The following is a 22977-nucleotide window of genomic DNA, read 5'->3' as shown; positions in this document are numbered from 1 at the left end:
CAAGGCTATTTTTTAAATTAGAGCCGCTAAACGACATGCCTGATCAATTGCGTGGCGTGCATCAAGCTCCAATGCTTTATAAGCACCGCCCACTAAATGCACAGTTTTTCCTGCCTCTTTCAAAGGCGTGAACAATTCAGTCAATTCGATTTGTCCCGCACAAATCACTACTGTATCTACGGGGAGAACCTGTGCTTTTTCATTGATTTGTACATGTAATCCTTCATCATCGATCGCATCATAATTCACCCCTGAAATCATCTGAACGTGTTTATGTTTCAAACTTGAACGATGAATCCATCCTGTTGTTTTACCCAGACGTTTGCCCATTTTTTCTTTTTTACGTTGTAATAAATAGACTTCGCGAGGGCTAGGGGTAATTTCAGGAGGTTTAATTCCACCCCGATATTTTCCATAGATATCAATCCCCCACTCATTATAAAACTGCTCCTTGGGAACTGGATGCTCATGTGTTAAAAATTCGGCCACATCAAAACCAATTCCACCTGCACCAATAATAGCTACTCGTTGACCGACTTCTTTTTTTCCAGTAATCACATCGATGTAACTTGCCACTTTAGGATGATTGATGCCATTGATATCGGGAATACGTGGTTTAATTCCACTGGCTAAAACTATTTCATCGAAATCCTGCAATTGTTCAAGCGTTGCTTCAGTATTTAAAAGAATAGTTACCTTAAATTTCTGCAATTGATAATTAAAATAATCCAGAGTATGTTGAAAAATCTCCTTCCCCGGAATTCTTTTTGCCAGATTAAATTGCCCGCCGAGTTGAGCACTTTTTTCGAATAAAGTCACTTTATGCCCACGTTCTGCCGCAACCGTAGCAAAAGCAAGCCCGGCAGGCCCTGAACCCACTACAGCAATGGATTTAGGTGTGGGGGTCACCTCATAAATCAATTCAGTTTCGTTGCATGCACGCGGATTCACCAAACAGGAAGCTGTTTTATTCACAAAGACTCGATCAAGACACGCCTGATTGCAGGCAATACACACATTTATCGCTTCACTTTCCCCTTTTTTGGCTTTTTCTGCAAATAAGGGATCGGCTAAAAAGGGTCTCGCCATAGAGACCATATCTGCAACCCCGGACTCAATTAGTTGATTGGCTAATTCAGGTGTATTAATGCGATTTGAGGTAATTACCGGAATGTTAACTTCGGGTTTCAGATGTTGGGTTAGATGAGTAAATGCTGCTGCAGGAACCATGGTAGCAATCGTTGGAATTCGTGCTTCATGCCAACCAATACCTGTATTAATCAACGTAGCACCTGCTTCTTCAATTGCCTTGGCCAGAATGACTACTTCTTCCCAGTTGCTTCCCTCTGCAATCAAATCGAGCATCGACAAACGGAAAATGATAATAAATTTCTCACCTACTGCTTCACGAACACTTCGAACTACCTCAATAGGAAAGCGGATACGATTCGTATAACTACCGCCCCATTCATCCTGACGCTGATTGGTATGCGTGACAATAAACTGGTTAATTAAATACCCTTCACTGCCCATGATTTCGATGCCATCATAGCCGGCTAATTGGGCAAGTCGGGCGCATCGCGCAAAATGTTTAATGGTTTTTTTAATGCGATATTGACTCATTACCCAAGGTTTAAAAGGACTAATAGGTGATTTGATGCCGCTGGGTGCGACAATAAATGGATGATAACCATAACGACCTGCGTGCAACGCTTGCAGAATAATTTTGCCACCTGCTTCATGTACTGTATGAGTGATTAATTCATGTTTGTGCTGCTCTTTACTGTTTGTCAATTTGGCGGCAAACGGGGCTAAACGTCCGGCTCTATCCGGTGCAAAACCACCTGTTGTGATTAATCCTACCCCCCCAAGTGCTCTTTCTCGATAAAATTGCGCCAAACGATTTAAACTGTCCTTATCTTCTTCAAGTCCAGTATGCATGGACCCCATTAACAAGCGATTTTTTAATTGAGTGAAGCCTAAATCTAAAGGCTGAAATAACGCTTTAAACGGGGTATTATCAATTCTCAATTCCATGAGTACTCTCACAAATGACATCAAAATCAAAAGTATAAACCCTGTTTCTATCTTTTCACAGAGAATAAGTAAGAATCTTTAACCTGGGCGCAGCGAACTGCCTCCAGGGTACATCGCTGCCTCACCGCGCGGCTTGTCCGCGAATCCAGTGGTTTAGCACCGAGCCTCTGGATTTCGCGGACAACCCCACGAACAAGTGTGGGGGCTGGGACGTTGGATTATTGCTGGACTCAGAGAGATGACTAGGTTATGGTGCAGCGAAACGGGACTCGCGTTTTGATTGCTCTTTAATCAATTAAAAAGTTGCATTTTCTTGAACAAAAGAAAAGCGTGTTTGAAAGCGATTGGCGATAAAAGCGCCTGCCAAAGTAATGCTGCAGCCAACAAGAGAAAGTAATGAAGGTTGTTCATCCAGCAAGAGAAATCCCATTAAGGTTGATACAACAGGAAGGGCGTAGAGCATGATGGATGCATTAGAAGCAGATAAATATTTCAGCGCATAAGCCCATGCCAAATAAGCAATCGCCGCGGGGAAAATACCCATATAAACAACAGCTGCGGTAGTTTGAAAATCTGCAATTTGAATTTGCTGAAGCATGTCAGGCAGAAATATGGATAACAACAGCGTTCCCCCCCACATCACCCAAGCAATAATCGCAACAGGATGATAAACACTCACGAAGCGCTTTTGAATAATTGTTAAAATCGCACCCATCAAGGCAGAAACCAGGATCGCCAAAATTCCCTGCTGCATTCCAGGTTCTGAATTGTTGTCAATTGCCAATAAAGCCAGCCCTAATATACTGATAATCATACCGACCCAAACGCCACGAGCCAGCTTCTCCTGTAAAAAAATCAACGATAAAATAACAGTCAACACCGGCATTAACCCAAGAACAAAACTGGCTATGCCAGCAGAAACACTCAACTCGCCATAATTCAAGCAAATATTATAAATACCTATACCAGCCATGCCAGTAAGAAGTAATTGAAGCCGATCTTTCCATACCACTCGTTTTTTAATGCCTAAGCCATAGTAGATTATCAACATACACAGTGAAGCGATTATAAAGCGTAAAAGGGCAAGTGCTCCTGGGGAATAGGCGGATAATCCAATGCGTATTCCAACGAATGCTGAAGCCCATAATACAATGGCAATAGTAACCACACAGCTCACTTTGAAAGACTGCATATCTCCACCACATAAAGAAAAAATTGCAAACTATTGTATCAGAATGGCTCGAAACAATCACGGATACCCACGCAGCATACCGTTAACTCGATAATTTTTCGGAATCAATCTGAAACTCAAATCATGCTGCACCGCACCAGAAAACACCGGAATTAAAGCGCTTTTTTTGCAAAATTCAATTTTATTAAAGGCAATATGTAAAAAACTTGGCATTTTCTTTTTTTATAATCTACTTTTAAAGAAGGGCCTACTCCGGTTGAGGGCAAATCTATGGATGACCCTTTTTCTGCGCTAAAAAATGCCGTTGAATCCGTTTTTTATTTGGTAAGACCAAGAAATAGCGGAAAATATACTTTTTTTGAAATCCAGGAGCTCAAGGAAGCAATCGAAAATTATCAGCCCAATGAAAAGGCTACTTTCATTGAGCTGGTAAAAACAGTAGGTGCCGCCTTGTCTCTCTTTTTGAAATGGGGTATAAATTTTGAGCCTATAAAAAATTCAATGAATTCTTTGGCTGCACAACATCACATGCCTGCTATTGATTGGGATATGTACCTTGTTCAATCTAAAACCTCACCAAGGTTCCCATTCCACAACCATCTACAAGATGTCGACTTTGTCCCCTGGTTAAATGCAATGTCCGAAAAAACCTTTACGGAGCAAGACCCCAGCCTGCATTCTCAGTTAATCGCTCATCGAGAACAACTTGGATTTAGTCAAAGACTTATTTCACATTTGAAAAAAGATCCAGATTTTTTATCGCGTTTAATTATGGAGTCCAAAGAAAATTTTATCCAGATCTCGGGCACACGCTTAATTTTTTACTTAACTGATGAGCAAATAGCTCATGCAATAATCCAATATTTGCCTGAATTACTGCCAGAAGATCCGAATCCATTCGTCCAGGTGGAACAACTCGTAGAGAGGCTGAACGGAATATTATCTAATGGGCGCTCAATTTCTACGCTTCTACGTAATTCCAAAGCTAAAGAAACTTTAGATGATTCTGAATTTTTTCAAATATACCAAAGTGAAGAATATAAAAATCATCAAGAGCATCCTTCATTGGCAGAAGATGAGTATTCCAAGCCACAAATTTAATTGATAAAAATAGCAGGAACCCAGGTTCCACAGCGATGCTTCACCCAGGCTACATAAAGAAATTATCCTTAATCCAATAAGCCTAAAGACTTCACTGTATCATGCTCTTGTCTTAGCTCATCTAAAGTTCTGTCAAACATTTCACGGCCATAATCGTTAAAAGGCAAACCCTCAACTACTTTTAATTCACCATGTTCACGTCGGCAAGGGAAGGAGAAGATTAAACCTTCATCCACACCATACTCCCCTTTAGAACTACGGCACATGGAGAATGATTCTCCAGCAGGAGTATCAGTAACTAAATGATTGACACCAGTGATAACGGCATTGGCAGCGGAAGCGGCTGAAGATGAACCTCGTGCTTTAATTACTGCAGCACCACGCTGTTGTACAGTCGAAACAAAAGTTTCTTTCAACCAAGACTCATCAATAGCCTTAGCTGCAGAAACTCCATTGATTTTCGCATTATAAAAATCAGGATATTGAGTGGAAGAATGATTTCCCCAAATAGTCATTTGCGTGACCGCAGTAATATCGACCCCTGCTTTCTTTGCCAATTGCGTGCGTGATCTTAATTCATCCAAGGTAGTCATAGCATAAAAACGATCATTAGGTATGTCTTTAGCGTTATTCATGGCGATTAAACAGTTTGTATTACATGGATTACCGACTACAAATACGCGCACATCATCACTTGCATAATCATTTATCGCCTGGCCTTGTTTGGTGAATATTCCACCGTTAATTTGCAATAAATCAGAACGTTCCATACCTTGCTTGCGAGGCACAGAGCCTACCAATAACGCCCAGTTTATCCCGTCCATTGCCTTATTCATATCCGAAGTACAAATCACACGCTTCAATAAGGGGAAGGCACAATCGTCCAACTCCATAGCAACTCCTTCCAAAGAAGGGAGTGCGGCTTCAAGCTCAAGCAAATTTAATTCCACTTCAGTATTTGCACCAAACATTTGTCCCGAAGCGATCCGAAACAATAATGCATAACCAATTTGTCCAGCTGCTCCAGTAACAGCAACTCTAACTCGTTTATTTGTCATGTGATTTCCTCTTGTTTTTCAGGTAATCATCGAAAACTCTCTCTCGCTAAGCGGGAAGAACACAACATGAATGATTACATTTTTTGTTTGAAAACTCGCAACATGATACTATTGCATTCTCAAACAAGCCAGTCTAAAAAGAGTAATGATTCCTTTATCGTTGTACATCCACATTCCATGGTGCATTCGCAAATGTCCTTACTGTGACTTTAACTCCCATAAAAGTCCTGAGATTTTACCGGAACAAAATTATGTTCAAGCCCTAATTGCTGATTTAAAAACTGATTTGCAGCACGTTGAAACCCGTGAAATTTGTTCCATTTTTATTGGCGGAGGTACCCCAAGCCTTTTTTCTGCTCAAGCCTACGATACCTTATTCACTGAACTAAAGTATCTTTTGTCCTTTGCCCAAGATATTGAAATCACTATGGAGGCAAATCCAGGGACAGTAGAACAGCAACGCTTTACTGAGTATCGGCAAATTGGTATTAATCGGCTTTCCTTGGGTATTCAAAGCTTTAATCCGGAGCATCTTTACACTCTGGGGCGCATCCATGACGCACAACAGGCACATCGTGCCATCGACTCCGCACGTAATGCCGGTTTCAACAACTTAAATCTGGATATCATGCACAGTTTGCCCAAGCAAAGTGTAGCGCAGGGACTTGAGGATTTACGTGCTGCGATAGCGCACCAACCAGAGCATTTGTCCTGGTATCAATTAACCATAGAACCCAATACAGTATTTTATAAAGAAAAACCTCCATTACCTTCTGAAGACGAAGCCTGGATTCTGGAAGAAGAAGGACTCGCTTTACTTAAAGAAGCCGGTTTTGAACGCTACGAAATTTCCGCCTTTTCCAAACCTGCGCGACAAGCCCAACATAATTTAAATTACTGGTTATTCGGTGATTACCTGGGCATAGGGGCAGGTGCTCATGGCAAAATCACCACCCAAAATGGAATACTAAGAACACGCAAACATCGTCAGCCTAAAGAATATCTTGATTACGGCAAACCTTTTTTGGCGAGTATAGAGACAGTTAACCCCCAAGATCTTCTTTTTGAATTTATGCTCAACGCCACCCGATTGGAGCAAGCCATCCCGTTAGAACTCTTCACGCAAACTACAAGCTTGCCATTGAATTATTTACTCCCTAAACTCAAAACAGCAGAGCAAAAAAAACTAATAACCCTCACGGATACATACTGGCAAGTTACTGCTTTTGGCAGACGTTACACCAACGACTTACAAGCCCTATATTTATAAACTCCAAATCAAAAAAATACATTCCGCGCTTTATGCCTGAGAGATCCTCACAAAATCGAAAAGGTAGAAATCATTGGTTACTTGAATCCATCCAGTCTAAGGGATGGACACCCTATCGAAGTCAAAAAGGCTTTCATCCCTGCGTAGGCAGAGATGACAGTATTTCAGGCATCACTGTAGATGTAGAATAGGTATTTTCCTGTTTCGATTTTGTGAGGATCTCTCAGGCTTTATGCGCAGTATCCATGAGTGATCGCTAAATCTGGATCCCGCGGACAAGCCACGGGACGTAGGAGGAGGTCAACCGATTACAATCACAACTCATCGCATGTGAGCAGTGGTCGATTACCCTTAAATTTCCAGCCTCTTGCTTGCAAATAAAGATTAATTGATAATAAGTTACTTTCCGGAAAAGGAGCAATCGGTGATATTATTTATATTTTTGGTAGTTCTTGCTTATTTAATGGGATCTATCTGCTCTGCAGTCATCGTCTGCAAGGCTTGCTCTTTGCCCGACCCACGCACAGAGGGTTCAAAAAATCCTGGCGCTACCAATGTCTTGCGCATTGCAGGAAAGCAATATGCGGCGATGGTTATGGCTGCCGATCTGTTGAAAGGTACTATTCCTGTACTCATCGCCAAACTCTTGGGTGCAGGACCGGCGACCGTAGGCTTTACTGCTTTGGCTGCAGTTATCGGCCATATGTACCCTGTTTTTTTTGACTTCAAAGGCGGAAAGGGAGTTGCTACAGCGATTGGTGCGCTCTTAGGTTTTCATTTCATTGTTGGCATTTTAGTTGCGGCAACCTGGTTAATCGTCGCCAAATTTTCACGTTATGCCTCTTTAGCTTCTATAACAGCGATTGGTTTTGCTCCATTTTATTCGCTATTACTTATCCAGCGTCTGGATATTTTCCTGCCTATATTCATTATGGCCTTATTAGTCGTCTATAAACATAAAGAAAACATTGTGCGTCTTATTGATAAAAAAGAACCTCACATTAAATTAAAGGAAGATGTTCTTGATACTATGATGGAGGCCAAAGTGGAGAACGCCGTTCCTCCCAAAAAAACTGAAACGATGCCCAAAGAAACAATAATTGAGATAGAAGAAGTCATCATCACTGAAACGGTAGTGGCTGAGCCTGAACCAACGCAAACAACTAAAGCCACCAAAAAGACCAGTAAAAAAGCCGAGGAATCTGAAAAAAAGACCAGAGCTAAAAAAACTGCTGCACCGAAAGCAAAAACAAAGAAGCCTGAAGAGAAATAAAATAAAACAAGCACAGATTTTAAAGTCTAGAAATCCCTGAATGATCTATTTTCAAAGATTTTCAGGGATTGCAAAAATCAAGCCAAAGGCCATCTTGCCTTAACCTCTACCCCACTACTTAAATCCTTTTCACCCCTTAACATCCGTAAACATCCAGCATAAGCAATCATCGCTCCATTATCGGTACAATATTCCAAAGCAGGGAAATAAATTGTGCCGCCAATACCCTCAATCCATTCGCGCAAGCCTAAACGCAATGCTTTATTTGCCCCGACTCCACCCGCCACAACCAATTGCTTGTATCCCGATTCTTGCACAGCCCGCTTGCATTTAATCATTAGGGTTTCAACTACTGCTTCTTGAAACGCCTTGGCAATTTCAGCACGTGCCCGCTCATCTTTTGTGCTTTGGTTCCAAGTGTTTAATGCAAAGGTTTTTAACCCGCTGAAACTAAAATCCAGACCCGGCCTATCGGTCATGGGGCGGGGAAACCGATAAGGCGTAGCTTCACATTGATCGGCAAGGGCGGCAAGTACCGGACCCCCGGGGTAAGGTATGCCCATGAGTTTCGCGGTTTTATCAAAAGCTTCACCTACTGCATCATCCAGAGTATCTCCAAGGAGACGGTATTCTCCTAAATCCTTAACTTCAACTAATTGGCAATGACCACCAGATACCAAAAGTGCGATAAAGGGGAATTCGAGTGATGGGGTTTCCATTTTTGCAGCTAAAAGGTGCGCTTCCAGGTGATGAATGGCCAAAGTTGGGATTTGTAATGCATATGCTAAGCTTTTTGCAAAACAAGCACCTACCAGTAATGCACCAATCAAACCTGGACCTGCAGTGTAGGCAATGCCATCCAATGCTTTTTTATCAATTCCTGTTTGTTGCAATACTTTATCAAGCAAAGGAATTAAATAATTAATATGATCACGTGAAGCAAGCTCAGGAACCACACCACCATGCACTCGGTGCGTATCTATTTGCGAATGTAAGGCATGCGCCAACAAACCAGCATCTGAATCATAAATCGCTATTCCGGTTTCATCACAAGAAGATTCAATGCCCAAAATCAACATACAAAACCTAATCTAAGAGTATTATCAAAGCCAGAATTGTAACACATTAATCGGGGGAGTAGATTCTCAATGCATCTAACGAATAATTTGATCATTAATCAAACAATAATAGCTAGCACGAGTTGGATACATTTGTTTGCCTAACAGAAGCAATTCAAGCCCTTGGTTACTCAACTTTGGAGCATTAAAATGGCGTACACAAAAGTTGATCAACGCTTTATATACGCCTTTACCAAAGAGTTTATTGCGCATTTAAGTAAGCCTTACCCCCCTCATGAAGAAAACACAGCATAAGGAGTACTCGCCCAAGGCTTACCTGGCGATTTCGGTAAAATATCGAGAGTCTTTGATCAATTAGGACAGTGTAGTGACATTCATCTATTTAATATTTAACCCTTAATTTATTATCCAAGTATCAAATCCACTAGGAATTCATAAAATTTATAGTTTAAAACTTGACGAGTGCTTCAACTAGCACTAGAATTGCCCACCTATTAAGATCAAATAACCAGAGGACTAGTTAATGCCTACCGTTCGCGTCAAAGAAGGCGAAAACCCAGAATACGCACTGCGCCGTTTCAAGCGCTCTTGTGAAAAAGCCGGTATTTTAACCGAATTACGCCGTCGTGAATTTTATGAAAAGCCAACTGCTGAGCGTAAGCGTAAACAAGCTGCTGCAGTAAAACGTCATCTGAAGAAAATTTCTCGTGATATGACAGCAAAACAACAAGGCGGAAAACGCCGACGTAAATAGGATCTGTCTGTTCCTGTATTTTTTACCAAGGCCACATATACTTCGCATAGTCACAATTGCTTTATGATTATGGTGTCGTATTTCGTGGCCTTTTGCTTTTCAGAGTACATTAAGGGCCGAGCTGCTTATTAGACTTTAAGGAATAAAAATGACGATTAAAGAACGCCTCAATAATGATGTCAAAGATGCAATGCGGGCTAAGGATAAAGAACTTTTATCCACGCTTCGTTTAATCACTGCCGCAGTAAAACAGGTCGAAGTAGATGAGCGCATCGAAGTGGATGATGAGCGGATGTTGGTAATTTTGGATAAAATGAGCAAACAACGCAAAGAATCCATAGCCCAATACGAAAAAGCGAATCGAGACGATTTGGTCGCTCAGGAGCAATATGAATTGGAAGTCCTGAAGAAATATTTGCCTGAGCCTTTATCTGCTGCAGAAATTGAACAAATGGTTCAAGACGCCATTACGTCAACTGGCGCTGAAAAAATGGCTGACATGGGTAAAGTAATGGCACTCTTAAAGCCAAGCTTGCAAGGACGTGCTGATATGGCCCAAGTGAGTGCCATGATAAAGGTTAAGTTAAGTTAAGGATCAATATGTCTGGCTTAATCCCGCAGCCATTCATTGATGATCTTCTTCTCCGAACAGATCTGGTTGAATTAATTGACAGCTATGTTCCCTTGAAAAAAAGAGGGAACAGTCATATTGCGTGCTGTCCTTTTCATAATGAAAAATCTCCTTCGTTTAATGTCGTTGCTAAAAAGCAGTTTTATCACTGCTTTGGTTGTGGCGCTTCAGGCAATGCCATCAGCTTTGTCATGAATTACCTCAATCAGGGATTTGTTGATGCGGTTGAAACGCTGGCTACTCGCCTGGGTTTAGCAATTCCTCGAGACAAACAAACTGAAAAAAATAATCCAGCCCAGGATCTGTATAAACTCTTGTCTTCCGTAAGCCTTTATTATCAAAAAAAATTAAAACATGAAGGGCAACTTGCCATCGATTATTTACGTGGCCGAGGCTTAAGTGGAGAGATCGCGAAACGGTATCAATTAGGATATGCTACTGAAGGATGGCATCATCTTGAAAAAGCATTTCCTCGCAACCAACGTGAGTTGCTTGCAACCGGGATGTTAATTAAAAACGAAGAGGGAAAAATTTATGATCGGTACCGAAACCGCGTCATGTTCCCTATTCATGACCGCCATGGACGCATCATAGGATTTGGTGGGCGTGTCCTGGACGCTGCACAAAAACCTAAATACCTTAATTCACCTGAAACGGTCATTTTCCAAAAAAGCAGAGAATTATATGGTTTACACCAAATTCTAAGCCAACAAAAAACCATAGATTACATTATTGTGGTTGAAGGCTATATGGATGTGATTGCATTAGCCCAACATGGCATTATGAATGCAGTAGCCACTTTAGGTACCGCAACCAGTACTTATCACATTCAACTTCTTGCCAAACATACAAAATCGCTGATTTTTTGTTTCGATGGCGATAATGCGGGAAAACAAGCTGCATGGCGCGCACTTGAAAGCAGCTTGCCGCATTTGAACCTGGGACTCGATGCCAGTTTTATGTTTTTACCCGATGGACATGATCCGGACAGTATGGTCCGCAATGAGGGCAAAGACCATTTTTTAAATCAGCTTAAGCAAGCCATTCCACTGCATCGATTTCTCTTTGATGGCTTAGCCAAAGACCTCAATTTGCTTCGTCCTGCAGGAAAGACTCAATTAATTAATTTGGCCAAACCTTTTTTACAAAAAATGAATGAGGGCTCGTACAAGCAATTACTTATCGAAGATCTTGCCCGATTAACTCATATTGAAACACATCGCTTAAGCCAGATGGTTACCGAGGGATCGAATACAGCCCCGCATGAACAAGCAATGACTATAGCGCGTACACCAATGCGTGTTGCTGTTGCCTTACTCTTACAACATCCAGAAATTTATACGCAGATCAAACAGCACATTAATCTCGAGCTTTTGGATGCTAAAGAACATGAAATTTTAATACACCTGTTACACCAACTCGCAACAAATCCACAAGCCACTACCGCAACACTCATTGAATCATGGCGTAACCATCCTTATTTTGACTCCATAAACAAACTCGCAGCCTGGGAGCATTGTGTTCCTGAACAAGAATTGGTCAAAGAATTTATTGATATTATGGTGTTTTTACAAAAACAAAATCGTGAATTAACCATACGTCAACTGATTAATAAATCGCGTCAACAAGGCTTGGATGAAGCAGAGAAAATAAAGTTACAGGAGATGTTAAAAGAGCGTCATATTTGAAATTAGAAAAAACCGCTCTCCATTGACGCACTTTGCTGCTGCTGTATTAATTCAGAGAGTTCCTCTTTGGAAATCATAATCTCTTCAACATCTTCTGAATGTTCCATTTTGACGCTAATTTTATAGCTATCATGATCCTCCGTGCCGCTTATTTCTTCTACCATACAATTCTGGCTCAAACTATCAAGCGTAGTAATGCCTGTGATTCCTAGATTACTATTTAGATAAGCAACCAAAGTGGATGAATCAAAAATAAGAGGCAATTTTTCTGCGACCAGTTCTTGCCGATGGATAGTACTGTACGCCTGATTCATAATGGCAAGAAATTGGGAAGCTGGAATTATAAATTCTTCAGGCGTGTCCCCGGAATAATGGCTTTCTGCAAGTAGATTGAAGGAATAATGACCTGGAGTACCAATACATGTAATCTTCGTGAAGTTATAAGAAGAATTTTCCAGTTTTATTTGTAACTGATTACAAAAATGCTCTTTGTATTGATAAAGAAATTTTAATGTCTCATTGAAATGAGGACTTAATTCAGAAAATTGCGAATTTTCAGTAAATTTTCTACCCATAACCACGTTCATGGGTTGTGATGGTCTGGGCTGAGATAAAGTGTCGCATATTGCGCTAAAAAGACTCTCGTTATGCAAATAGTCTACTTTACTAAGTCGAACATTCATTTGAGCAAACGCCTTTGCATTTTCTACGGAATTTTCAAGATCCATGCTTAACATATTTTGACAGGCGGTTAAGCGGATCAAATTCAATCTGGTTGCTAATGGAAGATATTTGCTGTTAATTAAGATATTCCCTAAACCCACGCCAAATAAATCTCCAGAAAGAATACGCCCACCTTCAACACCCTTGTCAAAACATAATTGTTTCAGATTAAGAATCTTTTGTAATGAAATGGGATTACTCGTAAAAAAATTGTTTGTCGAACTCAATTGTGATGGATGTTTTGATGCAGAAGCACTAAGTTCTTTTGCAACAACGTAGAGTATGCAATATTCCTGCTGTTTATGAGGGAGAGCGAGATATTGTTTGCTTTTCAATAAGGCTTCAAGGGAAGCAAATTCCTTGAATGCAGATAACTCGGCTTTCTCTAACGTACTTTCAAGAAGAGTTCGTGCAGCAGCGATCTTTTCAAGATTACTGCGGTTGTCCTTTTCTAGCTGAGGGAATGGTACATAACCAATCCGATGCTCATCGTATTCAAGAGGAAACTCGAGGGACTTGTCGGTCTTTTTTATGCAAAATTGGTGTATGACGCCTGTCTGATTATCTAACGATACGGCAACACAATGACCTTGTTGCCTTAGGTGCGTGATAATATCTTGTAAACGCCCTTCACACCCTTTGAGAGTAAATTCATCGATTACCAATGTACCGCCTGGCTTCAATTTATTGTAAGCATCAATTATTGCAGAAACTGGATCCACCAAATGCATAAATGTTTTGCTGGAAAAAATATAATCGAATTGCTGCGAGGCAATTCCTCTAAATTCTTTATAATTTGGATCTCCTAAATGTTCTGCATTCCCAGTAAAATATTTTTCATTAGGTATATTATTATCAACAGGAGTACGTTCATCAGTTGCCGAAATGCCGTATACTGTCACTCTATGCTTGTGTTTGAGCCCTTTGTTTATTTCCGTATCGTTCGCAGAAATAAATACTCCATTTGAGGTTCCAATATCCAATATAGTAATATCCCCCTCAAGAGACGCTTTCTCGATAATTTTTTTGGTGTTTAACTGCACTCCATCTGGATAGCTAAAACTATAATCGCTAGAACCTCGCCAAACATATCCTTCCTTCATACTTGTAACCAGTTCATAAGCACGATTAATTTTCTCGACAAAATGTTTAGGTCTATTTTTCACATTAATACTTCTTAATCCGCAAAGGACAAATAAACTTATTCGATAGACAAGTGTAATTATAGCTTTATTTGAACATTTTGTATAAAAAATGAATTAACCACTCAGACATGCAATTACTTGTAGGAGAGGTTACTCGTTTGAGTCATATCGAAATGCATCGTTTAAGTCAGTTTAGTTATCGTGGACTTACTAGGAACAGCACTTACACCAATGCGTGTTGCTGTGGCTTTGCTCTCGTTGCTTGGGAATATCGGGTTCCTGAATAAGAGTTAGTAATAAAGTTACAAAACATACTAAAAGAACTCCTTGTTAAACTGGTACCTAGCTAAGTTCTGGAGCAGCCCGAGTTTGGATAATGCAATTGGTATTAACCTTAGCTCATGCAGTGTCCCATCATGTGCTAGACTCTTGTAAAGAAGATGTCCAGAAAAAAGCAATGAAAAACTACTGGTATGTTGCAGCCTCCCGGTTTATAATTATAAGATTTTGTAATCCTAAAGAAGCAAGCAATCCAATTAGTGTATGTGCTGCTGTAGATTTCATTGTTTTTTAGGATAATGTCCAATTGTCCCTAGAGAAGTGCCTATGACCATAAATGATCAAGAACAGCAAAGCTCACAGATAACCAAAGTCATTAGCCTAGGTAAGGAGCAAGGTTATTTGACTTACAGTCAGATCAATGACTTGCTGCCTAATATAGTCGATACTGAACATTTTGATGTCATTATCAGCATGCTGGAAGGTATGAACATCAAAGTATTTGAATTGCCGCCTGGCGATGATGAACTGGCGCTTCTGCTCAATACAGAAGAAGTTCCAGATATCGAAGAAGCTGCAATGGTCCTTGCTTCTGTGGACAAGGAAACTGGCCGTACAACCGATCCGGTCCGCATGTACATGCGTGAAATGGGTACAGTCGAACTGTTGACCCGTGAAGGCGAGATTCGCATTGCAAAACGCATTGAAGAAGGTATTTACCAAGTACTTAAATCTTTGGCTAATTACCCGGAAACTGTCCAGTTAGTGCTTGACGATTATGATCGTTTCAATGCTCAAGAAATTCGTCTGAATGAAATTATTAGTGGCTTCTCCGATGTTGAAGATGAAATAGCTCCTGCTGCGAGCATTGGCTCCATGCTGGATGAAGATCGACAAGATGATCTACTTCTTTCTGATGATGAAGAAGATGAAGACGGTGAAGGGGGCATTGGGGAAGTCGATGATGGTCCAAACCCAGAGCAAGCAAAAATTTATTTTGATGAATTACGCGATACCTATCAAGAAGCAACCGCTGTATTAAAAGAGTTTGGAAGAGAACACGCTAAGGCGTTGAAAGCATTGGAAGCCATGTCTGACTCGTTCTTAAAGCTCAAGCTGACCTCCAGACAGGTTGATCGTTTAACACGTCATTTCCGTCAACTACGTAACCACATAAGAGAATTCGAGCGTGGTATTATGCGCCTTTGCATTGAAAAAGCGCGTATTCCGCGAAAGCTGTTTATTGATACATTCCCAGGCCAAGAAACGGACATGGAATGGCTCAACACACTTACCAGTAAACACGGTAAAAAACTCGACGTGGACCGTATCCAGGAATATGCCGAGGAAATTCTGCGTATCCAATCTCGATTGGTCGCATTCGAAGCCGAATATGGTTTGACGATTGCCGAAATTAAGGACATCAACCGTAAAATGTCCATTGGCGAAGCTAAAGCACGGCGCGCCAAAAAGGAAATGGTTGAAGCCAACTTACGTCTGGTTATTTCCATCGCGAAAAAATATACCAATCGTGGCTTGCAATTCCTTGATTTAATTCAGGAAGGGAACATCGGTTTGATGAAAGCAGTAGATAAATTTGAATACCGTCGCGGTTACAAGTTCTCTACCTATGCAACCTGGTGGATTCGACAGGCAATTACCCGTTCGATTGCCGATCAAGCGCGTACTATCCGTATTCCGGTACACATGATCGAAACAATTAACAAGCTCAACCGAATTTCCAGACAAATACTTCAGGAAACTGGCCGTGAAGCCACCCCCGAAGAATTGGCTGAAAAAATGGAATTGAGCGAAGACAAGATTCGCAAAGTCTTAAAAATTGCTAAAGAACCTATTTCCATGGAAACCCCGGTGGGTGATGATGATGATTCACACTTAGGTGACTTTATTGAAGACAATAACATTGAATCACCAATCGACATGGCCACTGCTGAGGGCCTGCGCGAGGCAACTCTGGAAATCCTGGAAACTTTAACCCCAAGAGAAGCCAAAGTACTTCGTATGCGTTTTGGTATCGAAATGAACACCGACCATACTCTGGAAGAAGTAGGCAAACAATTTGACGTAACTCGTGAGCGAATTCGTCAAATCGAAGCCAAAGCCCTCCGCAAACTGCGTCACCCCTCTCGTTCAGAAAAACTGAGAAGTTTCCTTGAAGGTGATGAAGGTTAATGATTCAAATAAAGAGGAAGGATAAAAAGGATTTGTGACCTCTTTACCCTTTCCTACCCTCTCCCGAATGGGAGAGGAAAATCCCTAAAAAAATCACAAAAAAAACTAGAACATTAAACAAATTAAGTTTAAAATGACCCCCTCTCCGGGCCCATAGCTCAGTTGGTCAGAGCAGCGGACTCATAATCCGTTGGTCCTAGGTTCAAGTCCTAGTGGGCCCACCAATTTAGACCTTTAAAATCAATAAGTTACGTTGATTACCTGTTTTAATACAAAAGTTCTTGCGTGACTTTTGCGTGACCTAGATCACGCAATTACAAACTTACGTGATTTTCCCTTAGAGTATTTTGACTGGCAGGTCTACTCTTTGGGTTTCGCAATAACGTTAATATCACTCCGCTTTTACGATTTTCACAAACCTTATTCGCAGCTTGATATAAACTTTGCAGCTCAGCTGAAGAATAGTGAGTTGTAATCCTACCTGAACGATGCCCAAGTAAATCTTGCCTGTCTTCAAAACTTACCCCTGCAGCTCTCAATCGTCTACCAAAGGTATGCTTTAAATCATGCACTCTTACTTCAGGCAATTTCGCCTTTTCTCTAGCCTGTCGCCAACCAGTCGATAACATACGACTTAATGGTCGACCTTTAAAACTAAAGACATGAGTAGGATGTTTACCTCTCTCCCCTTCTATCACTTCCCGAACTGTTTCATTACAAACAATCAGCCGTTCTTCTCCATTTTTGACCAGTTCACCTGGTACAATAAAAACGATGATGTGTGGCAATTCTGGAATTTGTATTTCCCAATCCCAGCGCAATTCACATATTTCACGATCCCGACACCCTGTATTTACGGCAAACAAAGCCATATTTTTCAGATGTTCCGGTAACTGCTGAAATAGCTTATGCTGTTCATCCCAACTTAATGGATAAGGTTTCCTTAAATCTGGCTCAGGTAAAAGTTTTATCTTTGGCGCTGAGTTTAACCAGGTTAAGCCGAATTCATCCATCCATTCACTAGCTGCTAAATTTAATATACGCCTAACTATTTTCAAACCATGATTAATAGTTCTCATACTCACGCCATCCTTTTTTCGACCTTCAATAAAGGATTGCAAACTACCAATATGAATTGCTTCAATAGACGTATCACCAATGTACTTCACCAATTCTCGTAAACGTCCAGCATCATCACTGATACTACGCTTGTGTTGGTTTTCCATCAGAAATTTAGTAGCAGCTTCTTTGAATGTTCTCTTTGGGCGAACACCGTAAACTGTTGCGAGTCTTATCTCTTCAAGACGCCTTGCGAGATACTTTTCCGCCTCTTCGAGGTTGTCAGTACTAGTGCTTTCGCAAAGTCGTCGTCCGAAGACCTTTTTGTCAATACACCAGACGCTGCCACGCTTTTGCAGCCCTGGCGTTCTTTTTCGTCCCATAACTCCAAACTCCTACGTTCAACTGCCGCGGGACGACCACTACACTGTATATAATCGTCTACCCAAGCATCTAAATCAAGTCGATCAAAAGCAACTCCCTGAACTCCCATTGGAATTTCAACTAAATTAGGTCTGACATCTTTATTAAATCGATGGCGATCCATACCTACATAGGTTGGTGCATCTCTTAAGCGAATTAGTCGGGGGATTAGGTGAATATTGCCCATGATTTCTCAACTCCTGTAACTCATAAATCAAAATACTCGTTTCGAGTATTTATTAGAGCATATTGAGCACATCACTGCAAATATTTTTTTAAGCTATACCTATAAGAATTTTATTTGTACAATGGCTATCAAATTCAATATAAGGAATATCAAATGAGTTTAATGGACAAACTTGAATATGCTGTAGGGAATGAGTATTTGATAAGCCACAAAGACTTACTCTTAAATATCAATCAAAATAAACAAAGACAGGCTAATGCCAATAAAATAGTTTCAATACAAAATTCCTACAAAGTTGATAGCAATATCATAGAGAATCAAAAACGAATTAATGCATAAACTTATAGTAGTAGGATCGGGAATAAAATCGATTTCCCATCTAACCGAAGAAACAAAACGTGTTATCCAAAATGCGGATAAGGTACTTTATCTTGTAAATGAAGATAACCTAAAACAATGGATTCAACGAGAAGCTAAAAACTCTGAATCGTTGGATTCTATCTATTTTAGCAGCGAAAAAAGAATTGAAGCATATCAGTCTCTGACAAATCACATTATTGAACAATATAAGAAGGTTTCAATTTTATGCGTTGTTTTTTACGGTCATCCTACTTTCTTTGCAGACTCGGCACTTAATGCAGTAAGACAAATTAAAAAAAATGGTGGTGAAGCCATTATTTTACCTGCAGTATCAGCCCAGGACTGCTTGTTTAGTGATCTTGAAATTGACCCAGGTGATCAGGGTTGTTTTTCGATAGAAGCTACAGAGTTGGTATTATTTGAACGATGCATCGATGTCCATGCGCATTTAATACTTTGTCAGGTTGCAAACTTCGGTAGAGTTGATGGGAAAAAAACTAAAAATCTATCAATACTAAAAGATTATCTAAGTGGTTATTATCCAGCAGACTTCTCCATCTGTCTTTATGAGGCACCCTCCCTGCCCACTTGCTCCCCAAGACTAGAGTGGATTAAACTCAGCTATCTTGATCAAGTGGTTATTTCTTCAATAACGACAGTGTATATTCCTCCAATCGAAAAAAAAGCAATTAGCAACAAATACTTGAGATTGCTCAATCTGACAGTAGATGATTTCATACTGAAATGATAAATACCTTATAGTTTTCTTAATCTAACGCAACCTCTAAATAACTTTGCATCACTGGCAAATTGCGTTTTATCACTGCAATAAGAAAAAGCAAATCTGTTATCCGTATCCTCTAATTCTTCAGAACTATTAATGCTCTTATTACTAGAGGATTTATAGTGGTAAAAAGAAAATTCCGTTTGTTTGCTTACATGGTAAAGCATACTTCCAAAAGCAGAACTATTATCTGCGGTAAACTCCGACTGATAAGCCAATAGTACATTTTTTAGCATTTCCAGTTCACTATAGGCACTATTACTTTGATTGGTTTTAAATGTATTAATTTTGGCGAAGGGACACTGTAAAGGATAGTAAACACTATCGGACCGTCCATTCATGGCTGATGGAACCATAACTGTCGCGGTGTATTCTAAGTCATAACATTCATTATAAATTTTCTGGATTGTCTTAACCGGAAAGTATTGCTCGTCAATAGCTGGCTTCACACCAATACCTGAGCCCATGCAAATATTAAAAATATATTTTGCCGTATCCATGATAAATGGTGTAGGTCTGAAACGGTTAATGCTTTTGGCACTGAGAAATAAATCGTTACAAGAAGCATCGTAAGTATTTTGGGTCAGCTTTTTCCTTAATGACTCCGAGAAGTATAGTTTCAGCTTAAGCCATTTATCATTATGTTTCACTTCATTAATAAACTGCTCTGAAAAATAAAGAATCTCACTATGCCAGTTATCGATAGTATTTTTATCCCTTAATATCTCTTTGAATACTAGGTAATGTTCATACGGAGACTTGGGCGCTGGAACAGCAACATTAAAATACTTCTGAATTCGTGCATGCTTTCTTTTACAACCGATACTCGGTAATAAAAAGGATGAAAGCGCCCCTGATGAGACAGAGAGCACATTATTATCTACTGTCTGATCTTCATCAAAAATAACCTGCATATTAAAAATTGCACCAGGTCCTTGAACACAGTCTGGAAAGATACGTTCATCTTCACCAAAATAATGCCACTCGCAAAACTTATCCAGTATTAATCCCAAAGGTAGGCTATTTTTGCCATAACCTAGATGATTGAATAACTCGTTATCTGTGTGCTTGCTGTCAATTTTTTCCATTTGACCACTGCTAGTTGGCAGATAAGCATGATTTTTAATACCGAAATGTTCACCAAATTTATAACGAGCCACAAAGAATGGAATTTCTTTAGCAGGTTTAATTTCTTCAATGACACGATATATCGATTCGTTGACTTGCTTTACTTGAGGCTTAACTTCATCCCATGAAACTCTACTAATTTTGTTCATTCCTAAACACCTATACAGCAATTTCAATTATCGTCCATTGAAACTCAGGATAATTGCAAAAAGGGATTAAGTTTATCCATTTTTAATGATAGAGTCACCTTCCAAAATAGCTTTAGGGAAAAAATATGCTGTTATCAAAAGAAATGCCAAAAGGAATCATGCCACTATATCTAATACAGGCTTTTTCAACCTTTTCCTACGCGATTCTATATTCCTCATTATCGCTATTTCTCACTAAACAATTAGGATTATCCAATGCCCTTTCAAACAGCATTGTTGGTTTATTTCTAGCCTTTAACTATGTTCTGCATTTACTTGGCGGAGTGGTTGGTGGAAGATATCTAAGTAACAGATCCTTATTTTTGATTACCACAGCCATACAAACGATCGGTATTTTATTTTTGGCGCTTTCAGTTAAGTCTTTGCTTTATCTTGGACTGAGTTTATTTCTGGTAGGATGTGGCTTAAACACCACCGCATACAACAGTATACTGACACAACGCTTCGCGCCTGATGATAACCGCAGGGATAAAGCCTTTTTCTTGAGTTATTCCTACATGAATGTAGGCTTTTGCGCAGGCTACATCATTAGCGGATTTTTTGATTACTCCAACCAATATCAAACTCTACTCTATGCCAGCATAACTCCAAACTTAATTACCATTTTACTCGTGTGGGGTTACTGGACAGACTTGAATGATCGAGACACACCGTTGTTCAAAGTAAAAAACAAAGCGTCACTAAACTTCAAAAAAACAATTGGCTTGGGAATTACATTATCTCTTATTCCATTCACCCTACTTTGTTTTCATAAAGCTCAATTCAGTAATGGAGTTGTAGTGGGCCTGAGCGTCATTATGTTTTTTGTCATTTTATATCTTGGCCACCAACAAAAGTCGATTTTGGATAAGCAAAAGATTACAGCTTTTCTAATACTTACAGTAACATCAATCTTATTCTGGATGATCTACTTCACAGGCCCAATGGGCATAACCCTGTTTATTAAAAACAATGTCGATAAACATTTATTCCATTATGAAATGGCAACCCAATGGCTTGTGAATATTAATGCTATGGTGGTCATTATCGGTGCTCCTTTGTTATCACTTGCGCTAACAAGACTGCAAGCAAAAGGATATAATGTATCAACAACCAAACAATTTGTTTGGGCATTTCTGATATTAGCAGGTTCTTTCTTCTGCCTATCCAGCGGTATCCTCTCTTCTAATAAGTATGGATATGTTAGTGTTTATTGGGTAATGCTCCATTTCACCACGCAAGCAATTGCAGAGTTACTGATAGGACCAGTCGGCTATGCCATGATTGGCAAAATTTCCCCTCCGCATTTACAAGGCGTGCTTATGGGCACCTGGATGATGGTATCAGGGGTATCAGCATCTTTATCACATTACTTTTCCAATGCTATGACCCAAGGTGAAACCACTAATCCATTACTATCCAATAGTGATTACCTGCATGTATTTAACCAGCTGGGTATGTGGGCAATACTAGGTGCTGTTTTCCTTTACTTAATCGCAAAAAGAATCAGACCTGTTATAGAGCAAACAAAAGATTCCGAACTCTCCGAGATTGTAGCGGCTACTTAAGAGAAAAGACCAGACAGGTAATAAATTGATCAAAATTGCATTTTGCCTCTGATCTTTTCTAGGAAAAAAACTAATTTTATCGATATCACTGCTATGGTTTACTGTTTTTTGACTGGACTATGCCGTATTAATATGAAAGCGAGGATGTTTTACATGGAATGTTTTATCGAAGTTTCGGAACCTGTTATTGATGTTAAGTTTCAATTAAAAAAAGATACTCAGAAATATTTGATTGATTATATTCTGTCATACAGTAAATTGGACTGCAAAGAGCTGGCTCAAATACTTGAAGCTAGCCCATTGATGCTCAGCCAGGTATTGGCTGGAAAGGAGTTTTTAGGACCTTCGAAGGCACACAACCTATTTCATTATTTCACCATGTTGATTGGTCATTAACTCTTTTAATTCTGTAACACCAGATCTGTTCTATGATTTTTGAGACTTTAAAGAACAGATCCCCCCATCAAATAAATCAATATTGGTACACTCTGACTATATTCATGCCTGTAAATTGATTAATCAAAATAAATTCATTAGCATAAGCCGGTTTTAAACCTCTTTAGCCTAATGTAATCTAGTTTTTCATTGGCTATACTTGTTTTTATATTGCAAAAATAATCATAAGAGAAAAGCAATGAATGATAGGTGGTTATCGGTTGATGAAATTGGGGAGTATCTCGGGGTGAAAAGAGATACTGTCTATAAATGGATTAATGATAAAGGAATGCCAGCCCATAAAATTGGACGACTTTGGAAGTTTAAGAAAGAAGATGTTGACAGTTGGGTAAAACAAGGTGAAGCAAATGCCTCAAACAATGAAAGTTTGAGTACTTCTTGAGTTAATACTGAATGAGAAA

General features: G+C 39.8%; 21 protein-coding genes and 1 tRNA gene. 14 read left to right on the top strand and 8 right to left on the bottom strand.

Translation table 11 applies throughout. From position 1 onward, the window contains the following. Window positions 1-12 precede the first annotated feature (12 nt). The gene (locus FOLKNPGA_RS03080) at window positions 13-2037 is read right to left on the bottom strand and encodes an NADPH-dependent 2,4-dienoyl-CoA reductase (RefSeq protein ID WP_182351702.1); all 2025 of its coding nucleotides are present in this window, start codon (window positions 2035-2037) and stop codon (window positions 13-15) included. Between the two features lie 295 nt (window positions 2038-2332). Next, the gene (locus FOLKNPGA_RS03075; protein WP_182351701.1) at window positions 2333-3229 is read right to left on the bottom strand and encodes a DMT family transporter; all 897 of its coding nucleotides are present in this window, start codon (window positions 3227-3229) and stop codon (window positions 2333-2335) included. A gap of 270 nt (window positions 3230-3499) precedes the next feature. On the opposite strand from FOLKNPGA_RS03075, the gene FOLKNPGA_RS03070 reads away from it, so the two are divergent. Then, window positions 3500-4330, top strand: coding sequence for a hypothetical protein (locus tag FOLKNPGA_RS03070; protein ID WP_182351700.1), 831 nt, complete (start codon window positions 3500-3502; stop codon window positions 4328-4330). A 68-nt stretch (window positions 4331-4398) separates the two neighbouring features. Here the strand turns inward: FOLKNPGA_RS03070 and FOLKNPGA_RS03065 are convergent, their stop codons facing one another. Further along, window positions 4399-5388 carry a malate dehydrogenase gene (locus tag FOLKNPGA_RS03065; protein WP_182351699.1) on the bottom strand — a complete coding sequence of 330 codons (990 nt, stop codon included), beginning with the start codon at window positions 5386-5388 and terminating at the stop codon, window positions 4399-4401. Window positions 5389-5533: 145 nt separating this feature from the next. Between FOLKNPGA_RS03065 and hemW the strand changes: the two genes are divergently transcribed. After that, window positions 5534-6658 (top strand): radical SAM family heme chaperone HemW, encoded by a 1125-nt coding sequence (gene hemW, locus FOLKNPGA_RS03060; protein WP_182351698.1) that lies wholly within the window; start codon window positions 5534-5536, stop codon window positions 6656-6658. Window positions 6659-7082: 424 nt separating this feature from the next. Continuing rightward, window positions 7083-7931 carry a glycerol-3-phosphate 1-O-acyltransferase PlsY gene (gene plsY, locus FOLKNPGA_RS03055; RefSeq protein ID WP_182351697.1) on the top strand — a complete coding sequence of 283 codons (849 nt, stop codon included), beginning with the start codon at window positions 7083-7085 and terminating at the stop codon, window positions 7929-7931. Between the two features lie 77 nt (window positions 7932-8008). On the opposite strand, the gene tsaD is transcribed toward plsY, so the two are convergent. Both tsaD and FOLKNPGA_RS03045 read right to left on the bottom strand, forming a co-directional pair. Beyond that, a complete protein-coding gene (gene tsaD / locus FOLKNPGA_RS03050) occupies window positions 8009-9010 on the bottom strand; it encodes a tRNA (adenosine(37)-N6)-threonylcarbamoyltransferase complex transferase subunit TsaD (protein ID WP_182351696.1) in 1002 nt (333 codons plus the stop codon). A 75-nt stretch (window positions 9011-9085) separates the two neighbouring features. Continuing rightward, window positions 9086-9262, bottom strand: a complete 177-nt coding sequence (locus FOLKNPGA_RS03045) for a hypothetical protein (protein ID WP_182351695.1) — start codon at window positions 9260-9262, stop codon at window positions 9086-9088. Between the two features lie 271 nt (window positions 9263-9533). On the opposite strand from FOLKNPGA_RS03045, the gene rpsU reads away from it, so the two are divergent. The 3 genes from rpsU (at window position 9534) to dnaG (ending at window position 12083) form a co-directional block, all read left to right on the top strand. Continuing rightward, on the top strand, window positions 9534-9764 hold the full coding sequence (gene rpsU / locus FOLKNPGA_RS03040; protein WP_010652681.1) for a 30S ribosomal protein S21: 231 nt from the start codon (window positions 9534-9536) through the stop codon (window positions 9762-9764). A gap of 148 nt (window positions 9765-9912) precedes the next feature. Beyond that, window positions 9913-10356, top strand: a complete 444-nt coding sequence (locus tag FOLKNPGA_RS03035) for a GatB/YqeY domain-containing protein (RefSeq protein ID WP_182351694.1) — start codon at window positions 9913-9915, stop codon at window positions 10354-10356. An 8-nt stretch (window positions 10357-10364) separates the two neighbouring features. Continuing rightward, window positions 10365-12083: a DNA primase gene (gene dnaG / locus FOLKNPGA_RS03030; protein ID WP_182351693.1), complete on the top strand. Its 1719-nt coding sequence runs from the start codon at window positions 10365-10367 to the stop codon at window positions 12081-12083. Window positions 12084-12085: 2 nt separating this feature from the next. Here the strand turns inward: dnaG and FOLKNPGA_RS03025 are convergent, their stop codons facing one another. After that, window positions 12086-13972: a class I SAM-dependent methyltransferase gene (locus FOLKNPGA_RS03025; RefSeq protein ID WP_182351692.1), complete on the bottom strand. Its 1887-nt coding sequence runs from the start codon at window positions 13970-13972 to the stop codon at window positions 12086-12088. A 107-nt stretch (window positions 13973-14079) separates the two neighbouring features. On the opposite strand from FOLKNPGA_RS03025, the gene FOLKNPGA_RS03020 reads away from it, so the two are divergent. From FOLKNPGA_RS03020 to FOLKNPGA_RS03010, 3 genes are all read left to right on the top strand, one after another. After that, complete coding sequence (locus tag FOLKNPGA_RS03020) at window positions 14080-14238, top strand: hypothetical protein (RefSeq protein ID WP_182351691.1); 159 nt, start codon at window positions 14080-14082, stop codon at window positions 14236-14238. Between the two features lie 319 nt (window positions 14239-14557). Next, complete coding sequence (gene rpoD, locus FOLKNPGA_RS03015; protein WP_182351690.1) at window positions 14558-16423, top strand: RNA polymerase sigma factor RpoD; 1866 nt, start codon at window positions 14558-14560, stop codon at window positions 16421-16423. A gap of 147 nt (window positions 16424-16570) precedes the next feature. After that, window positions 16571-16647: transfer RNA gene (locus FOLKNPGA_RS03010), tRNA-Ile, on the top strand. A 90-nt stretch (window positions 16648-16737) separates the two neighbouring features. Here the strand turns inward: FOLKNPGA_RS03010 and FOLKNPGA_RS03005 are convergent. Next, on the bottom strand, window positions 16738-17865 hold the full coding sequence (locus FOLKNPGA_RS03005; RefSeq protein WP_370529178.1) for a tyrosine-type recombinase/integrase: 1128 nt from the start codon (window positions 17863-17865) through the stop codon (window positions 16738-16740). A gap of 380 nt (window positions 17866-18245) precedes the next feature. Between FOLKNPGA_RS03005 and FOLKNPGA_RS03000 the strand changes: the two genes are divergently transcribed. Next, window positions 18246-18431, top strand: a complete 186-nt coding sequence (locus tag FOLKNPGA_RS03000) for a hypothetical protein (protein ID WP_061636226.1) — start codon at window positions 18246-18248, stop codon at window positions 18429-18431. Further along, window positions 18424-19200: an SAM-dependent methyltransferase gene (locus FOLKNPGA_RS02995; protein WP_182351689.1), complete on the top strand. Its 777-nt coding sequence runs from the start codon at window positions 18424-18426 to the stop codon at window positions 19198-19200. The genes FOLKNPGA_RS03000 and FOLKNPGA_RS02995 overlap by 8 nt, the downstream gene beginning before the upstream one ends. A gap of 8 nt (window positions 19201-19208) precedes the next feature. Here FOLKNPGA_RS02995 and FOLKNPGA_RS02990 read toward each other — a convergent pair whose 3' ends face one another. Then, the gene (locus FOLKNPGA_RS02990) at window positions 19209-20513 is read right to left on the bottom strand and encodes a hypothetical protein (RefSeq protein ID WP_182351688.1); all 1305 of its coding nucleotides are present in this window, start codon (window positions 20511-20513) and stop codon (window positions 19209-19211) included. A 125-nt stretch (window positions 20514-20638) separates the two neighbouring features. Here FOLKNPGA_RS02990 and FOLKNPGA_RS02985 point away from each other — a divergent pair, with 125 nt between their 5' ends. From FOLKNPGA_RS02985 to FOLKNPGA_RS02975, 3 genes are all read left to right on the top strand, one after another. Beyond that, window positions 20639-22120, top strand: coding sequence for a peptide MFS transporter (locus FOLKNPGA_RS02985; protein ID WP_182351687.1), 1482 nt, complete (start codon window positions 20639-20641; stop codon window positions 22118-22120). Window positions 22121-22273: 153 nt separating this feature from the next. Beyond that, window positions 22274-22516: a hypothetical protein gene (locus tag FOLKNPGA_RS02980; protein WP_182351686.1), complete on the top strand. Its 243-nt coding sequence runs from the start codon at window positions 22274-22276 to the stop codon at window positions 22514-22516. A gap of 238 nt (window positions 22517-22754) precedes the next feature. Then, on the top strand, window positions 22755-22958 hold the full coding sequence (locus tag FOLKNPGA_RS02975) for a helix-turn-helix domain-containing protein (RefSeq protein ID WP_058468137.1): 204 nt from the start codon (window positions 22755-22757) through the stop codon (window positions 22956-22958). Window positions 22959-22977: the final 19 nt, after the last annotated feature.

The organism is Legionella sp. PC1000 (assembly GCF_014109805.1).
Lineage (GTDB): Bacteria > Pseudomonadota > Gammaproteobacteria > Legionellales > Legionellaceae > Legionella > Legionella resiliens.
This window is presented reverse-complemented; position numbering and strand designations above follow the sequence as displayed.

What these genes read in the sequence shown, in the direction of transcription:
- rpoD (WP_182351690.1), top strand. Translation starts at nt 14,558, where the DNA reads ATGACCATAAATGATCAAGAACAGCAAAGCTCACAGATAACCAAAGTC.
- FOLKNPGA_RS02980 (WP_182351686.1), top strand. Translation starts at nt 22,274, where the DNA reads ATGGAATGTTTTATCGAAGTTTCGGAACCTGTTATTGATGTTAAGTTT.
- FOLKNPGA_RS03080 (WP_182351702.1), bottom strand. Translation starts at nt 2,037, where the DNA reads ATGGAATTGAGAATTGATAATACCCCGTTTAAAGCGTTATTTCAGCCT.
- FOLKNPGA_RS02995 (WP_182351689.1), top strand. Translation starts at nt 18,424, where the DNA reads ATGCATAAACTTATAGTAGTAGGATCGGGAATAAAATCGATTTCCCAT.
- rpsU (WP_010652681.1), top strand. Translation starts at nt 9,534, where the DNA reads ATGCCTACCGTTCGCGTCAAAGAAGGCGAAAACCCAGAATACGCACTG.
- FOLKNPGA_RS03005 (WP_370529178.1), bottom strand. Translation starts at nt 17,865, where the DNA reads ATGGGACGAAAAAGAACGCCAGGGCTGCAAAAGCGTGGCAGCGTCTGG.
- FOLKNPGA_RS03075 (WP_182351701.1), bottom strand. Translation starts at nt 3,229, where the DNA reads ATGCAGTCTTTCAAAGTGAGCTGTGTGGTTACTATTGCCATTGTATTA.
- FOLKNPGA_RS03045 (WP_182351695.1), bottom strand. Translation starts at nt 9,262, where the DNA reads ATGCGCAATAAACTCTTTGGTAAAGGCGTATATAAAGCGTTGATCAAC.
- FOLKNPGA_RS02975 (WP_058468137.1), top strand. Translation starts at nt 22,755, where the DNA reads ATGAATGATAGGTGGTTATCGGTTGATGAAATTGGGGAGTATCTCGGG.
- FOLKNPGA_RS03065 (WP_182351699.1), bottom strand. Translation starts at nt 5,388, where the DNA reads ATGACAAATAAACGAGTTAGAGTTGCTGTTACTGGAGCAGCTGGACAA.
- FOLKNPGA_RS03070 (WP_182351700.1), top strand. Translation starts at nt 3,500, where the DNA reads ATGGATGACCCTTTTTCTGCGCTAAAAAATGCCGTTGAATCCGTTTTT.
- tsaD (WP_182351696.1), bottom strand. Translation starts at nt 9,010, where the DNA reads ATGTTGATTTTGGGCATTGAATCTTCTTGTGATGAAACCGGAATAGCG.
- FOLKNPGA_RS03020 (WP_182351691.1), top strand. Translation starts at nt 14,080, where the DNA reads ATGCAATTACTTGTAGGAGAGGTTACTCGTTTGAGTCATATCGAAATG.
- FOLKNPGA_RS02990 (WP_182351688.1), bottom strand. Translation starts at nt 20,513, where the DNA reads ATGAACAAAATTAGTAGAGTTTCATGGGATGAAGTTAAGCCTCAAGTA.
- dnaG (WP_182351693.1), top strand. Translation starts at nt 10,365, where the DNA reads ATGTCTGGCTTAATCCCGCAGCCATTCATTGATGATCTTCTTCTCCGA.
- FOLKNPGA_RS03035 (WP_182351694.1), top strand. Translation starts at nt 9,913, where the DNA reads ATGACGATTAAAGAACGCCTCAATAATGATGTCAAAGATGCAATGCGG.
- FOLKNPGA_RS02985 (WP_182351687.1), top strand. Translation starts at nt 20,639, where the DNA reads ATGCTGTTATCAAAAGAAATGCCAAAAGGAATCATGCCACTATATCTA.
- hemW (WP_182351698.1), top strand. Translation starts at nt 5,534, where the DNA reads ATGATTCCTTTATCGTTGTACATCCACATTCCATGGTGCATTCGCAAA.
- FOLKNPGA_RS03000 (WP_061636226.1), top strand. Translation starts at nt 18,246, where the DNA reads ATGAGTTTAATGGACAAACTTGAATATGCTGTAGGGAATGAGTATTTG.